Annotated in this window: 12 protein-coding genes; 11 read left to right on the forward strand and 1 reads right to left on the reverse strand. The window is 73.7% G+C overall.

Translation table 11 applies throughout. The features are described from left to right. The first annotated feature begins 140 nt into the window (after nt 1–140). The 5 genes from MTF69_RS02060 to MTF69_RS02080 all read left to right on the forward strand — a co-directional run bounded on the left by MTF69_RS02060 (nt 141) and on the right by MTF69_RS02080 (nt 7054). Entirely contained in the window at nt 141–1172 is a 1032-nt protein-coding gene (locus tag MTF69_RS02060; RefSeq protein WP_243330046.1) for a C40 family peptidase, read from the forward strand. A gap of 250 nt (nt 1173–1422) precedes the next feature. Further along, nucleotides 1423–2475 carry a C40 family peptidase gene (locus MTF69_RS02065; RefSeq protein WP_243330048.1) on the forward strand — a complete coding sequence of 351 codons (1053 nt, stop codon included), beginning with the start codon at nt 1423–1425 and terminating at the stop codon, nt 2473–2475. 43 nt (nt 2476–2518) lie between these two features. Further along, complete coding sequence (locus MTF69_RS02070) at nt 2519–3706, forward strand: hypothetical protein (protein ID WP_243330056.1); 1188 nt, start codon at nt 2519–2521, stop codon at nt 3704–3706. A gap of 312 nt (nt 3707–4018) precedes the next feature. After that, complete coding sequence (locus MTF69_RS02075; protein ID WP_243330057.1) at nt 4019–5161, forward strand: glycosyltransferase family 4 protein; 1143 nt, start codon at nt 4019–4021, stop codon at nt 5159–5161. Between the two features lie 279 nt (nt 5162–5440). Next, nucleotides 5441–7054: a GMC oxidoreductase gene (locus tag MTF69_RS02080; RefSeq protein WP_243330059.1), complete on the forward strand. Its 1614-nt coding sequence runs from the start codon at nt 5441–5443 to the stop codon at nt 7052–7054. Between the two features lie 42 nt (nt 7055–7096). On the opposite strand, the gene MTF69_RS02085 is transcribed toward MTF69_RS02080, so the two are convergent. Beyond that, a complete protein-coding gene (locus MTF69_RS02085) occupies nt 7097–8893 on the reverse strand; it encodes a long-chain fatty acid--CoA ligase (protein ID WP_243330060.1) in 1797 nt (598 codons plus the stop codon). A gap of 240 nt (nt 8894–9133) precedes the next feature. On the opposite strand from MTF69_RS02085, the gene MTF69_RS02090 reads away from it, so the two are divergent. The 6 genes from MTF69_RS02090 (at nt 9134) to MTF69_RS02115 (ending at nt 14622) form a co-directional block, all read left to right on the forward strand. Continuing rightward, entirely contained in the window at nt 9134–9916 is a 783-nt protein-coding gene (locus MTF69_RS02090; RefSeq protein WP_243330062.1) for a metallophosphoesterase, read from the forward strand. 83 nt (nt 9917–9999) lie between these two features. Further along, complete coding sequence (locus MTF69_RS02095; RefSeq protein WP_243330063.1) at nt 10000–10452, forward strand: SRPBCC family protein; 453 nt, start codon at nt 10000–10002, stop codon at nt 10450–10452. A gap of 506 nt (nt 10453–10958) precedes the next feature. After that, nucleotides 10959–12107, forward strand: a complete 1149-nt coding sequence (locus tag MTF69_RS02100) for an ArsA family ATPase (protein ID WP_243330064.1) — start codon at nt 10959–10961, stop codon at nt 12105–12107. Nucleotides 12108–12253: 146 nt separating this feature from the next. Then, the gene (locus MTF69_RS02105; RefSeq protein ID WP_243330067.1) at nt 12254–12772 is read left to right on the forward strand and encodes a DUF5304 domain-containing protein; all 519 of its coding nucleotides are present in this window, start codon (nt 12254–12256) and stop codon (nt 12770–12772) included. 61 nt (nt 12773–12833) lie between these two features. Further along, the gene (locus tag MTF69_RS02110; protein ID WP_243330069.1) at nt 12834–13775 is read left to right on the forward strand and encodes an ROK family glucokinase; all 942 of its coding nucleotides are present in this window, start codon (nt 12834–12836) and stop codon (nt 13773–13775) included. Between the two features lie 79 nt (nt 13776–13854). Beyond that, complete coding sequence (locus MTF69_RS02115; RefSeq protein ID WP_243330071.1) at nt 13855–14622, forward strand: endonuclease/exonuclease/phosphatase family protein; 768 nt, start codon at nt 13855–13857, stop codon at nt 14620–14622. The last annotated feature ends 337 nt before the right edge of the window (nt 14623–14959 follow it).

Below are 14959 nucleotides of genomic sequence, written 5' to 3' on the forward strand. Positions count from 1 at the left end.
AACTGATCACAGAAGGGTCACTAGGGTCAGTCAAACCTTCGTGCGGTAGTTCACTCATTCGGGGTGATGGCGAAGGTGTCGCTGAGTCTCTAGGACGGATTGCGTCCTTCGGCGGCTCTAGGAAGAAGGAGATCGCCTTCGTGGCGTCCCACCGTCGACCCAAGCAGCCGACCCGCATGCGCACGACCGTGCTCGGCGTCACCGCGGCGGCCGCCGTGGTCCTCTCGGGGCAGGCCGCTCACGCCGCCCCCGCCAAGCCGAACAAGGACGAGGTCAAGGCGAAGGTCGACGCCCTCTACGAGGAGGCGGAGCAGGCCACCGAGAAGTTCAACGGGGCCCAGGAGCGCCAGGACAAGCTCGAGACCGAGATCGGGCAGCTCCAGGACCAGGTCGCCCGCGGCCAGGCGGACCTCAACGCGCTGCGCGGCACGCTCGGTTCGATGGCCAGCGCCCAGTACCGCAGCGGTGGCATCGACCAGTCCCTCGCGCTCTTCCTCTCGGCGGACCCGGACAACTACCTCGACAAGGCCTCCACCCTGGAGCAGCTGAGCGGTCAGCAGGTCGAAGCGGTCCAGAAGATCCAGGCCAAGCAGCGCACCCTCGCGCAGCAGCGCCAGGAGGCCGCGGGCAAGCTCACCGACCTCGAGGCCACCCGCAAGGAGCTCGGCGAGAAGAAGAAGGCCTCCTCGGACAAGCTCGCCGCCGCCCAGGCCCTCCTCAACACCCTGACCGCCCAGGAGCGGCAGCAGATCAAGGACGACGACTCCCGCGCCAGCCGCGGCGCCGGCCAGCGCGTCCCCGACCTCGGCAACGCGAAGCCCTCCGGCCGGGCCGGCGCCGCCCTCGCGGCCGCCAAGACCAAGATCGGCAGCGCGTACATATCCGGGCACGAAGGGCCCAACTCGTTCGACTGCTCGGGCCTGACCCAGTGGGCGTACAAGCAGGCCAACGTGTCGATATCGCGCACCACGTTCACGCAGATCAACGACGGCACCCGGATCGGCAAGAGCCAGCTCCAGCCGGGCGACCTGGTGTTCTTCTACGGCGACCTGCACCACGTCGGCCTGTACGCGGGCGGCAACACGGTGCTGCACGCCTCGAACCCGCGCAGCGGCGTCAAGTACGAATCGATCGACAACATGCCGTTCCAGTTCGGCGTGCGCGTCGGCTGACGCCCCCTCCGCCCAGGACCCGACCGGACGCGCCGTACACCGCCCATCCGGGCGAATTCCGAGGCCCCGCTCTGACCACACGCCCCGCCGGTGACCTGCGTCTCCGACGGGGCGTCACTGTGCGTGCCCACCGGAGGTCGTTGGCCGGTGCCCTCCCGCGCGGCTACTGTCTGCCAGCGCGGACCCCCGGCACACGGCCGCCCACGGAGGGCGGACCCGGGTCCCGCTCAGCAGGAGGGAGCGGTTTCACGTGGCGTCCCATCGCCGGTCCGGGCCCAGCGCCCTCGACCGGAACACCAAGGTCACCGTCCTCACCGCCGCCGCGGCGGGAGCGGCGGCTCTCATGTCGGGCGCACCCGCCGGTGCGGCCCCGGGCCTCCCGCAGGAGCCCGCCGCGGGCTCCCGCGCCCAGGTCGACCGGCTCTTCGAAGAGGCCGAACAGGCCACCGAGCGCTTCAACCAGGCGGGCGAGCGCGCCGGCCGGCTCCGCGCCGAAGTCGACCGGGTCCAGGACGCGGTGGCCCGCGGGCAGGACCGCATCAACACCATGCGCGGGGTACTCGGCGCCTACGCCGGAGCCCAGTACCGGGCCGGCGGCATCGACCCCGCCGTCGAGCTGATGCTCTCCGACGACCCGGACGACTACCTCGCCAAGGCCGCCGCCCTCGACCGGCTGTCCGGCCGCCAGGCCCGTCAGCTCGACGAACTGCACTCCGAGCAGCGCCGCCTCGGCCAGGAACGCCAGGAGGCCTCCCGCAAGCTCTCCGAACTCGACGCCCTGCGCGCCGACGTGGCGAAGGAGAAGCGCGCCGTCACCGCCAAGCTCGCCGCCGCCCGCCGGCTGCTGAACGCGATGCCCACGCAGGAGCGCGCCGACTTCGACCGGGCCTCGCGCTCCGGCGGCCGCCCCGACGCCCTGCCCGAGCTCCCCGACCCCGCGGCCTCCGGGCCCTCCTCCGGCCGCGCCATGACCGCCGTGATGGCGGCCCGGTCCGCCGTCGGGCGGCCCTACGTATGGGGTTCCACCGGCCCCTCCGGCTTCGACTGCTCCGGACTGATGGTGTGGTCGTACCGGCAGGCGGGCGTCGCCCTGCCGCGCACCTCGCAGGCCCAGCGGCAGGCGGGGCGGCGGGTGCCGCTGTCGGAGGCGCGCCCGGGGGACCTGGTGACGTACCGCTCGGACGCCAGCCACGTCGGCATGTACGTCGGCAACGGCCAGGTGGTGCACGCCCCGTACCCGGGGGCGCGCGTGCGGTACGACCCGGTCGGGATGATGCCGGTGTCCTCGGTGACCCGGCCCTAGGTCTGTCGCCACTGCCCTGGGCCGCGCTGCGTACGATCGGGTGATGCTCCCGGTCCTGGGCCGTACCCCTCGCCTGCGCCGGCGCCCGCGCGCACTGCCGCTGGTGCTGCTCTGCCTGCTGCTGCTCTGGGTGCCTCTCGCCGGATGCGGCTCGGGTTCTCCCTCCGGCTCCGGCTCCGGTTCCGGGGTCCGTTCTGCGGATCCCGCCGAACGGGAGGTCCGGCGGGCCGTCGCCGACTGGTCGGCGGCCCCGCCCGCGGCCCTCGCGGCGATCCCGCTGGAGGGATGGTCGTACGAGGTCTCCGCGGTCCGAATGGAAGGCGTACGGGCCTTCGCGCGCGCCGAGCTGCGCTACCGGCTCACCGGCTACGACGCCGCCCCGGCCGGCTCCGCCCGGGAGGTGGAGCTCACCCGCGACGGCGGCGCCTGGGCGGTGACCGCCGACCGCCCCGCCCCGGGAGCCCTGCCTCAGCTGTGGGACCAGGGCCCGGTGTCCGTGGAGCGCGGGGCGCACGCCCTGGTGCTCGGCGGCGCCGGCCAGAGCTCCGGCTCCCTCTCCGAGATCGCCGCCGAGGCCGACAAGGCCGTGCCCGCGGCGAGCGCGGCCTGGCCGCGGCCCTGGCCGGGCCGGGTGGTGGTGCTGGTGCCCGGCTCGCTCGACGCGATGGCGGCGCTGCTGGGGCGGCCCGCGGACGAGTACCGGGGCCTGGGCGCCGTCACCACCGGGCGGACCGGGGCGGGCCCCGCCCCCGCAGACCGGGTCGTGGTGAACCCGGAGGGGTACGGGCAGCTCACGGCGGAGGGCCGCCAGGTGATCCTGACCCACGAGACCACCCACGTGGCCACCCGGGCGGCGACCACCGCCCGGACCCCGCTCTGGCTCTCCGAGGGCTTCGCCGACTGGGCCGCCTACCGCGACAGCGGCCGCACCCCGGCCGAAGCCGCGCCGTCCCTCGCCCGCGCGGTGCGGCGGGGCGACCTGCCGGGGGAGCTCCCCGCGGCCGGGGCCTTCGCCTTCGGCGGGGACGCGGACGCACTGGCGCGGGCCTACGAGGGCTCCTGGCTGGCCTGCCGGCTCGTCGCCCGCCGCTGGGGGGACGCGGCACTGGTCTCGCTGTACGAGACTGCCGGGCGCGAGTCCCTGCCCGCGGCGCTGCAGGAGAGCCTCGGCACGGACCCCGCCGGGCTGACCCGGGCCTGGCAGCAGGACCTACGGCGCGAGTTCCGCTGACCGGGCCCTACGCGCGCCGCCGTTGCCGGGGGCCAGCCCCCGGACCCCCGCGCCTCAAACGCCGGCGGGGCTGGATTCTGGCGCGTTTGCTCTGCACGTGAACGCCGTGGTCCCGCAAACCCAGCGCCCGCTGACCCGCACGTGTGGGCTGACGCCGGCCAAATCCAGCCTCGCCGGCGTTTGAGGCGCGGGGTCTGGGGCTGAGCCCCAGGAGCCCTGGGGCTCAGCCCCGGCTCCGCCGGTCCGGCCCGTCCCGCAGGGCCCCGCTCCGCAGGTCCAAGCCCCGCAGGCCTCCGGTAGGGTCGGCAGGCGATGGACAAGACGCTGATCGTGACCAACGACTTCCCGCCGCGGCCGGGGGGCATCCAGGCCTTCCTGCACAACATGGCGCTGCGCCTGGACCCGGACCAGGTCGTGGTCTACGCCTCCACCTGGAAGCACTCGGCGGAGGGCCGGGCGGCAACCGCGGCCTTCGACGCGGAGCAGCCCTTCCAGGTCGTGCGCGACCGCACGACGATGCTGCTGCCGACGCCCAGGGTCACCCGCCGGGCCGTGGGCCTGCTGCGCGAACACGGCTGCTCGTCGGTGTGGTTCGGCGCCGCGGCCCCGCTGGGCCTGATGGGCCCCGCCCTGCGCAAGGCCGGCGCGCGCCGGATCGTGGCGACCACGCACGGGCACGAGGCGGGCTGGGCGCAGCTCCCGGTCGCGCGCCGACTGCTGCGGCGCATCGGCGAGGGCACGGACACCCTGACCTACCTGGGGGAGTACACCCGTTCGCGGATCGCCCCGGCCCTGACGGACCGCGCGGCGGCGCGCATGACGCAGCTCCCGCCGGGGGTGGACGAGAAGACCTTCCATCCGGAGTCGGGTGGCGCGGAGGTGCGGGCGAGGCTGGGCCTGACGGACCGGCCGGTGGTCGTCTGCGTCTCGCGGCTCGTCCCCCGCAAGGGCCAGGACACGCTGATCGAGGCGATGCCGCGGATCCTGGCGGCGCTGCCGGACGCCGTCCTGCTGATCGTCGGCGGCGGCCCCTACGAGGCCGACCTGCGGGCCCTGGCCGGATCGACCGGGGTCGCGGAGTCCGTCGTGTTCACGGGCGCGGTCCCGTGGTCCGAACTGCCCGCCCACTACGGGGCCGGGGACGTCTTCGCGATGCCCTGCCGGACCCGGCGCGGCGGCCTCGACGTGGAGGGCCTCGGCATCGTCTACCTGGAGGCCTCCGCCACGGGCCTGCCGGTGATCGCAGGCGACTCCGGCGGCGCCCCGGACGCCGTACTGGACGGGGAGACGGGCTGGGTGGTCCCCGGCGGCGCCCCGGCCGAGACCGCGGAGCGGGTCGTCGCCCTGCTCCGGGACCCGGCCCTGCGCGCGCGCATGGGCGAGCGCGGCCGTGCCTGGGTCGAGGAGAAGTGGCGCTGGGACCTGCTGGCGGAGCGCCTGCGCGAGCTGCTGTAGCGAGCGGGCAAGCGGGCAAGCGGGCAAGCGGGCCAGCGGGCCAGCGGGCCAGCGGGCCAGCGGGCGAGCGAGCCAGCGGGCGCCGCGCCCGACGCCCGGGATCCCCCTTCCGTACGGAGGGGGGATTATCGCCCCCCAGGGCCCGATCGCGGGCAGAGTCGATCAAACCGCACGGGCCGCGGCGGGGCCCGCCTACGGTCGAGCCATGTCTGACTGTCACTCAGAAGCGTGTCAGTGCGGGTTATGGCCGGTTGAGTGGAATCCGCTCATGATGCGGCCATGACACCCAACCTGACACGCCGTCATGTTCTCGGTCTCGGCGCCCTCCAGACCGCGGCGGCCCTCGGCTTCACCCGGATCGGCCTGCAGTCCGCGGCCGCCGCCGAGCCCGCGGCCGCGACGTACGCCCCGGCCATCGTCGTCGGGTCCGGCTACGGATCCGCCGTCGCCGCGCTCCGCCTCGGGCAGGCCGGCGTGCGGACCGTCGTCCTGGAGATGGGCCGGCTCTGGGACACCCCGGGCGCCGACGGGAAGGTCTTCCCCGCCACCTCCGCCCCCGACCAGCGCTCGATGTGGTTCCGCAACCGCACCGAGGCCCCGCTCGCCCAGTTCCTCTGGCTGGACGTGGTCAACCGCAACATCAGCCCGTACCCCGGCGTCCTGGACCGCGTGAACTACGGCGACATGTCGGTGTACGTGGGCCGCGGCGTCGGCGGCGGCTCCCTGGTCAACGGCGGCATGGCGCCCACGCCGAAGCGGTCGTACTTCACCGAGGTCATGCCCCGGGTCGACGCCGACGAGATGTACGGCACCTACTACCCCCGGGCCCGCGCCATGCTCGGGGTCAACGACATCGACCCGGCCTGGTTCGAGTCCACGGAGTGGTACCGCTTCGCCCGGATCTCCCGCAAGCACGCCCAGAAGACCGGCCTGAAGACCACCTTCGTCCCCAACGTCTACGACTTCGAGTACATGAAGCGCGAGGCCGCCGGGACCGCCACCAGGTCCGCCCTCGCGGGCGAGGTCATCTACGGGAACAACCACGGCAAGAAGAGCGTCGACAAGACCTACCTCGCCGCCGCCCTGGGCACCGGGAACGTCACCATCGAGACCATGCAGCGCGTGGTCGGCGTACGGCAGGACCCGGCCGGCGGCTACGTCCTGACCGTCCGGACCAGCGACCTCACCGGCCGCGTCACCCAGGTCCGCGAACTGGGCTGCAAGCAGCTCTTCCTCGGCGCCGGCAGCCTCGGCACCACCGAGATCCTGCTGCGCGCCCGCGAGACCGGCACCCTGCCCGCCCTCAACGACAAGGTGGGCCTCGGCTGGGGCCACAACGGCAACGTCATGACCGCCCGCGCCAACCACCTGTGGGACACGGTCGGCGCCAACCAGGCCACCATGCCCGCCCTCGGCATCGACGACTGGGACAACGCCTCGAACCCGGTCTTCGCCGAGATCGCCCCGCTCCCGATGGGATTCGAGCACTGGATCTCGATGTACCTGGCGATCACCAAGAACCCGGAGCGCGGACACTTCACCTACGACGCCGCCAGCGACTCGGCGAAGCTCCAGTGGACCCGGGACCAGAACACCCCGTCCGTCCAGGCCGCCAAGCGGCTCTTCGACCGGATCAACCGGGCCAACTTCACCATCTACCGCTACGACCTCTTCGGCGACAACAAGAACTTCGCCGACAACTTCACCTACCACCCGCTGGGCGGCTGCGTCCTCGGGGACGCGACCGACGACTTCGGCCGCGTCAAGGGCTACCAGGGCCTCTACGTCACCGACAGCTCGCTGATCCCCGGATCGCTCGGCGTGAACCCCTTCGTGACCGTCACCGCGCTGGCGGAGCGGAACATGGCGAGGGTCCTCGCCGACCCGCGCTGATCAGCGGCCTCCGGCCGCGGGCCGCCAGCCCCGCTAGCCCCGTTAGCCCCGGTAGAGGGCTTCGATCTCGTCCGCGAAGTCCTTCGCCACCACATTGCGCTTCAGCTTCAGCGAAGGCGTGATGTGCCCGGACTCCTCCGTGAACTGGGAGGGCAGAATGCGGAATTTCCGCACCGATTCCGCCTTGGAAACCGCCGCGTTGCCGTCGTCCACGGCCTTCTGGACGGCGGCGACGAGATCCGCGTCCTCGCGCAGCTGGGCCGCCGTCGAACCGGCCGGCTTGCCGTGCTCCGCGGCCCACCGGCTCAGGAACTCCTCGTCGATGGTGACCAGCGCGGCCACGAACGGCCGCGCGTCGCCGACCACCATGCACTCCGCGACCAGCGCGTGCGCCCGGATCCGGTCCTCGATCACCGCGGGCGCCACGTTCTTGCCGCCCGCCGTGACGATGAGTTCCTTCTTGCGCCCGGTGATCGCCAGGTAGCCGTCCTCGTCGAGCGTGCCGACGTCGCCGGTGTGGAACCAGCCGTCGGTCAGCGCGTCGGCGGTGGCCGTCGGGTTGTTCCAGTACTCCTTGAAGATGTGCTCGCCGTGCAGCAGCACCTCGCCGTCGTCGGCGATGCGCACCACGGAGCCCGGGAGCGGCTGGCCGACCGTACCGATCTTCGTCTTGTCCCACGGGTTGAAGGCCGTGGCGGCGCAGGACTCGGTCAGGCCGTAGCCCTCCAGCACCGTGAAGCCGATGCCGCGGAAGAAGTGGCCGAGCCGCTCGCCCAGCGGGGCGCCGCCGGAGATCGCGTACTCGCCGCGCCCGCCGAGGACCGTGTGCAGCTTGCTGTAGACCAGCTTCGAGAAGACCTTGTGCTTCAGCTTGAGCCTCAGGGAGGGCCCGCCCGGCAGGTCCAGCGCACGGCTGTACGCGATCGCCGTCTCGGCCGCCGCGTCGAAGATCTTGCCCTTGCCGTCGGCCTGGGCCTTCGCGCGGGCCGAGTTGTAGACCTTCTCGAAGACGCGCGGCACACCGAGGATCAGCGTGGGCCGGAAGGACTGCAGCTCGTCGGTGAGGTTCTTGATGTCCGGTACGCAGCCCAGCCGGATCGGCGCCAGCACGGCCGCCACCTCCACCAGGCGGCCGAACACGTGCGCGGCCGGCAGGAAGAGCAGCACGGAGCACTCGCCGGTCCGGAAGAGCGGACGCAGCCGGGCCACGATGTTCCCGCACTCGGCGAAGAAGCTGCGGTGGGTCAGCACGCAGCCCTTGGGGCGGCCGGTGGTGCCGGAGGTGTAGACGATGGTGGCCGGGTCGTCGGCGCCCGCGAGCGCGCTGCGCTCGTCGACCTCGGCGTCGGAGACCTCGGCGCCGGCCGCCTTCAGCGCCTCCAGGGCGCCCTGCTCGATCTCCCAGACCTCGCGCAGCTCCGGCAGCCGGTCGCGCAGGGCGGCCACGGCCGCGGCGTGCCCGGGGGACTCCACGACGACGGCGACGGCGCCGGAGTCGCCGAGGATCCACTGGATCTGCTCGGGGGAGCTGGTCTCGTACACGGGGACCGTGACGGCGCCCGCGCTCCAGATCGCGAAGTCGATCAGTACCCACTCGTAGCGGGTGCGGGAGATCAGGGCGACCCGGTCGCCGGGCTTGATGCCGGCCGCGATCAGGCCCTTCGCCGCGGTGCGGACCTCGGCGAGGAACTGCGTCGCGGTGACGTCCTGCCACGCGCCGCCGACCTTGCGGGCCATGACGGCGGTGTCGGGATGCTGCGCGGCATTGCGGCGGATGAGATCCGTCAGGTTCCCGTCCGACGGGACCTCGTACAGGGCCGGAAGGCTGAACTCGCGCAAGACTGCTGCTCCTCTGGGCGCCATCGCCACCATGTGGACCGACCGGACGTTACCCACCGGTAGTGGGTTCCGGATAGAGGGAACCGGCCAGATGTTCCCTGCGTCACATGCCGCGGCCGTGTCCCACCGACAGTAGTCGACCCGGTTTGCGACTCGGAAGTAACCGCAGGTCCGGCCGCCTGGCCCGAATCGCTACCCGCGGTGGCCAAGCGCCCCTAGGGTGGCCGCATGGGTGGCTCTATGAGTGGAACGAAGAACCGGACACGGATCCACGTCGTCAGCGACGTCCACGGCAACACCGAGGCCCTGGCGCGGGCCGGGGAAGGCGCCGACGCGCTGATCTGCCTCGGCGACCTCGTCCTCTTCCTCGACTACGCCGACCACTCGCGCGGCATCTTCCCCGACATCTTCGGCGTGGAGAACGCCGACCACATCGTCGAACTGCGCACCGCCCGCCGTTTCGAGGAGGCCCGGGATTTCGCCCGCGGACTCTGGGCCGGCCTGGACCGGGAACGGCTCGTCGAGGGTGCGGTCCGGCGCCAGTACGCCGAGATGTTCGCCGCCTTCCCCCGGCCCACGTACGCCACGTACGGAAACGTGGACGTCCCCGGGCTCTGGCCCGAGTACGCCGGCCCCGGCCTCACCGTGCTCGACGGGCAGCGGGCCGAGATCGGGGGCCGGGTCTTCGGCTTCGTCGGGGGCGGACTGCCCTCGCCGATGCGCACGCCCTACGAGGTGCCCGAAGAGGAGTACGCGGCCAAGGTGGAGGCGCTGGGCGAGGTCGACGTGCTGTGCTCGCACATCCCGCCGGAGGTGCCGGAGCTCTGCTACGACACCGTGGCGCGGCGCTTCGAGCGGGGGAGCGGGGCGCTGCTCGCCGCGATCCGCCGGATGAAGCCCCGGTACGCGCTCTTCGGCCACGTGCACCAGCCCCTCGCCCGGCGGATGCGGATCGGCGCCACCGAGTGCGTGAACGTCGGGCACTTCGCGGCCACGGGAAGGCCGTGGGCCCTGGAGTGGTGAGGTCTTGACGCGCGATAGCCTTCACGCGGCGGCCCAGAACCGTCCGCACACTTCCTCGAACTCCCCCCGGAGGAGCGACCGCGATGGCGGAACACACCAGCTCGAGCATCATGATCGAGGCGTCCCCGGCCGACGTCATGGCCGTGATCGCCGACTTCGCCCGCTACCCGGAGTGGACCGGCGAGGTGAAGGAGGCCGAGGTACTGGCGAAGGACGACGTCGGCCGGGCCTCCCTCGTGCGCCTGCTGCTCGACGCCGGCGCGATCAAGGACGACCACACGCTGGCGTACACCTGGCCCGCCGAGAACACGGTCAGCTGGACGCTGGACAAGTCCCAGATGCTCCGGCAGCTCGACGGGTCCTACCAGCTGGCGCCGGTCGCGGGGGGTGCGCGCACCGAGGTGACGTACTCGCTGACGGTGGACGTCAAGATCCCGATGCTCGGCATGATCAAGCGCAAGGCGGAGAAGGTCATCATCGACCGGGCGCTGGCCGGCCTGAAGAAGCGCGTGGAGAGCCACCCCGCCTCCTCTTGATGCGCCGCTCGCGCGGCTCGGCCCCTGGGGGGCCTCCCCGGCTTCGCGCCGCTGCGCCGGACTCCGTCCGGCGGTGGCCGGTCGGGGCTGCCGCCACTGCCGTCTGGGGCGGGGGCCGGTGGGCGGGTGCGGCTGGGTCGGCCCTGCGGGGCGGGTCCCCTACCCACCCTTCGCCCGTTCCCCGGGCGCTGCCCGGACCCTTGCCGCGTGCGGCGCCGTTGCCGGGGGCCAGCCCCCGAACCCCCGCTCCTCAAACGCCGGAGGGGCTGGATTTTCGCCGGCGTCAGCCGTATCCAGCCTCGCCGGCGTTTGAGGCGCGGGGTCTGGGGCGGAGCCCCAGGGGGGTCCGGGCAGCGCCCGGGGAACGGGCGAAGGGCGGGTCGGGGACTTCGCCCCGCGCAGCGGCACACCCGCAGCCGGGGCTGCGCGCGTACCGGCCGGCCCCGGCCGAAGGGGGCGTGGCAGGCTGGCGGCGGCCACCAGGCACACGCGGAGCAAGGAGCAGCATGCACACCCTTCTCGTCACCGGCCCCGGCGGCGCCGGGCGGAGCACCGTCGCGGCGGCCACCGCACTCGCCGCCGCACGGCAAGGGCACCGGGTGCTCCTGCTCTGCGCCGGCCCCGGCGAACCGCCCGTGGCCGCGGAAGGCACGCTCGAGGTGGCCCGCGTCGACTCCGGCGAGGAGTTCCGGCGCGAGCTCGTCGAGCTGCAGGAGCGCGGCTCCGCGGTGCTCGGGATGCTCGGCGCCCGCCCCCTGCACGCCGACGAGATCACCGAGCTGCCCGGCGCCGAGCAGTTCGCCCTGCTCCGCGCCCTGCGGCGGGCCGCGGACGAGCCCGGCACCGACCTCGTGGTGGTCGACCTGCCCCCGCTGCACCAGGCGATCACCACCCTCGCCCTCCCCGCCCAGCTCCGCCGCTACCTCGCCCGGCTGCTCCCCGCGGAGCGCCAGGCGGCCCGCGCCCTGCGCCCCGTACTCGCCCAGCTCGCCGGTGTCCCCATGCCCGCGCAGTGGCTGTACGAGGCCGCCGCCCGCTGGGACGAGCACCTCGCGGCCGTCCAGGACGTCCTGGAGGCCCCCACCACCTCCGTACGGCTCGTCGCCGAGCCGGGACCCGCCGCCGACGCCGCGCTGCGCCTGGGCAGGCTCGGGCTCGCCCTGTACCGGCTGCCCGTCTCGGCGCTCGTCGCCAACCGGATGCTGCCCGCCGGATCCACCGACCCGTGGCTGGCGGGACTCGCCGCCCAGCAGGAGAAGTACGCCGCCCAGTGGGCCGGGGACGAGAGCCTTCCGGTGCTCCCCGTCCCCCACCTGGGCCGCGACCCGCACGGCCCCGAGGACCTCGCGGAGCTGGCCCCGGCCCCCGCCCCGGCGACCCTGCCCCGCCCCGCCTGGGCCGTCGAGGACCGGATCGCCGAGGACGGGGTGCTGCTCTGGCGGGTCCCGCTGCCCGGCGCCGAGAAGCGCGAGCTCGGCCTGGTCCGGCGCGGAGACGAGCTGCTGCTCACGGTGGGCCCGTACCGCAGGATCGTTCCCCTGCCCGCCGCGCTGCGCCGCTGCACGGTCTCCGGGGCCGCCCTCGCCGACGGCGAGCTCCGCATCCGCTTCACCCCGGACCCGGACCTGTGGCCCCGGAGCGGCGAGAAGGCGTAGCCGGCGGTTTGGAGGGCCCCGGGGCCCTGGGGGGCGTACCACCGTTCGGGTAACGTCGGAGGTAGCAGGAGTCCGTACCGTGTGGGAGTCCGCACCGTGCAGGAGTCCGCACCGCACGCCCAGCCGCCGCCGCAGGAGAGTCCGCCATGAGCGAGGCCACCGACCGCCCCACCGATGCCTCCGTCGATCCCGCCGGGGACGACGCCTGGGCCGAGGCCTGCGCCGAGGACCTCGCCGCCGAGCGGGAGCGCCGCAGGTCCGAGCAGGGCGCCTCCGCGGGCGCCGGCACCGGGACCGCCGCCGAGGAGCTGTTCAAGCTCTTCGAGGCCGTCGCGGACAAGGTTTCCGACAAGGTCTCCGCGCTGAACAACCCGCTGTTCGGCGTCGCCGCGCAGGGCGCCGTACGGCAGTTCGTCAACCAGGCGAAGACCGCCGCCAAACCCGTCGTCGAACGCAACCCCGAGGTCTTCGACCACCTCGCGGCGGCCGGCTCGGAGCTGCTCGCCGCCTACCGCTCCGCGGTCGAGGGCCACGAGCGCCGCTGGACGCGCGACGAGCCGGCCCCCGGGCGGGGGAGCGGGCCCACAGGGAAGGCCTCCGGGAACGCAGAGGACCCCCGTGACGAGGGAGACGGCGGCCCGGCCGAGCGGATCGATCTCGACTGAACCCCGCCCTCCCTCGGGTACGGTTGACAGCGGCGGGGTTTGACCGGAAACCGAGGGACTAATGGGACTCACCATCGGCGTCGACATCGGCGGCACGAAGATCGCGGCCGGCGTGGTCGACGAAGACGGCACCATCCTTGAGACGTACAAGGTGCCCACCCCGCCGACCGCGGACGGAGTGACGGACGCGATCTGCGCCGCCGTGTCCGAGGTCAGCGCCAGCCACACCATCGACGCGGTCGGCATCGGCGCCGCCGGATACGTCGACGACAAGCGCGCGACCGTACTCTTCGCGCCGAACATCAACTGGCGGCACGAGCCGCTCAAGGACAAGGTCGAGCAGCGCATCGGCCTGCCCGTGGTCGTCGAGAACGACGCCAACTGCGCCGCCTGGGGCGAGTACCGCTTCGGCGCCGGCCAGGGCCACGAGGACGTCATCTGCATCACGCTCGGCACGGGCCTGGGCGGCGGCATCATCATCGGCAACAAGCTCCGGCGCGGACGCTTCGGCGTGGCCGCCGAGTTCGGCCACATCCGGGTGGTCCCGGACGGCCTGCTGTGCGGCTGCGGCAGCCAGGGCTGCTGGGAGCAGTACGCCTCCGGTCGCGCCCTCGTCCGGTACGCCAAGCAGCGCGCCAACGCCACCCCCGAGAACGCGAAGGCCCTCCTGGCGCTCGGCGACGGCACCCCCGAGGGCATCGAGGGCAAGCACATCAGCGAGGCGGCCCGGGCCGGCGACCTGGTGGCCATCGACTCCTTCCGCGAGCTGGCCCGTTGGGCGGGCGCCGGCCTCGCGGACCTGGCCTCGCTCTTCGACCCGTCGGCCTTCATCGTCGGCGGCGGCGTCTCGGACGAGGGCGACCTGGTCCTCGACCCGATCCGCAAGTCCTTCAAGCGCTGGCTGATCGGCGGCGCGTGGCGCCCGCACGCGCAGGTGCTCGCGGCGCAGCTGGGCGGCAAGGCCGGCCTGGTCGGCGCGGCGGACCTGGCGCGCCAGGGCTGAGCCCTGCGGCCACCCGTATCGGCGGACTGCCCGCCGCGCCCCCTGGGGTGCGGCGGGCAGTCTCGTTATGTTGCCGGGTATGGAACTGGAACAGGAACGCGCCGAGCTGCAGAACTCCCGTACCGAAGCCGATGGTTCCGCCGTGATCCGGGTGCTCTCCTACAACGTCCGCTCGCTGCGCGACGACGAGGACGCGCTGGCGCGGGTGATCCGCGCCTGCGCACCGGACCTGGTGTGCATCCAGGAGGCACCGCGGTTCTTCCGGTGGCGCAAGCACGCGGCGCGGCTGGCCGCGAAGTGCGACCTGGTGGTCCTGTCGGGCGGCGCGACGGCGGCGGGACCGCTCCTCCTGTGTTCGCTACGGGCCTTCGTGGAGCGGACCGAGGACATCCTGCTGCCGTTGACGCCGGGCCGCCACCGGCGGGGTTTCGCCACGGCGGTCGTACGCCTGGGCGGGGTCCGGGTCGGGGTGCTGAGCGCGCACCTGTCGCTGGACGGGCCCGAACGGCTGGCCCAGTCGGAGCTGCTCCTGGAGCGGCTCGCCGGGATGGACGTGCCGTACGCGATCGCGGCGGGGGACATCAACGAGGGGCCGTCGGGGGCGGCCTTCCGCCGGCTGGCGGGGGCCCTGCAGGACTGTCGGGTGGTGGCGCCGTGGGGTGGGGAGCACACGTGGGTGCGGTCGTCGCCGCCGCGGCGGATCGACGCGGTCTTCGCCAGTGCGGGCGTGGAGGTCCTCGCCTGCGGTGTCCCCGAGGGGCTGCCGGGAGTCACCTCCGCGGACCTCGCCCGCGCGACGGACCACCTCCCGGTCCTGGCCGCCCTCCGGCTGCCCGCACCTTCTTGATGCACCCCTCCCTTCTTGATGCACCCCTCGCACCGCTGTGCGGGCTTCGGGCTGCTGCGCCGGGCACCTTTTCGACGCGCCGCTTGCACCGCTGCGCGGGCTTCGCGTCGCTGCGCCGGACTCCGTCCGGCGGTGGCTGGTCGGTGCTGCTGCCACGGCCGCCTGTCGCTGGGGCCGGTGGGTGGGTGCGGGTGGGTTGGCCCTGCGGGGCAGGGTCCCCTACCCGCCCTTCGCCCGTTCCCCGGGCTGTGCCCGGACCCTTGCCGTGTGCGGCGCCGTTGCCGGGGACCAGTCCCCGGACCCCTGCGCCTCAAACGCCGGCGAGGCTGGATGTGCC

Source organism: Streptomyces sp. AP-93 (assembly GCF_022808175.1).
Taxonomy (GTDB): Bacteria; Actinomycetota; Actinomycetes; order Streptomycetales; family Streptomycetaceae; genus Streptomyces.

Bases quoted from the DNA above. Each gene is read 5' to 3' on its own strand.
- MTF69_RS02070 (WP_243330056.1), top strand. From the start codon at position 2,519: ATGCTCCCGGTCCTGGGCCGTACCCCTCGCCTGCGCCGGCGCCCGCGC.
- MTF69_RS02075 (WP_243330057.1), top strand. From the start codon at position 4,019: ATGGACAAGACGCTGATCGTGACCAACGACTTCCCGCCGCGGCCGGGG.
- MTF69_RS02080 (WP_243330059.1), top strand. From the start codon at position 5,441: ATGACACCCAACCTGACACGCCGTCATGTTCTCGGTCTCGGCGCCCTC.
- MTF69_RS02090 (WP_243330062.1), top strand. From the start codon at position 9,134: ATGAGTGGAACGAAGAACCGGACACGGATCCACGTCGTCAGCGACGTC.
- MTF69_RS02095 (WP_243330063.1), top strand. From the start codon at position 10,000: ATGGCGGAACACACCAGCTCGAGCATCATGATCGAGGCGTCCCCGGCC.
- MTF69_RS02100 (WP_243330064.1), top strand. From the start codon at position 10,959: ATGCACACCCTTCTCGTCACCGGCCCCGGCGGCGCCGGGCGGAGCACC.
- MTF69_RS02105 (WP_243330067.1), top strand. From the start codon at position 12,254: ATGAGCGAGGCCACCGACCGCCCCACCGATGCCTCCGTCGATCCCGCC.
- MTF69_RS02110 (WP_243330069.1), top strand. From the start codon at position 12,834: ATGGGACTCACCATCGGCGTCGACATCGGCGGCACGAAGATCGCGGCC.
- MTF69_RS02115 (WP_243330071.1), top strand. From the start codon at position 13,855: ATGGAACTGGAACAGGAACGCGCCGAGCTGCAGAACTCCCGTACCGAA.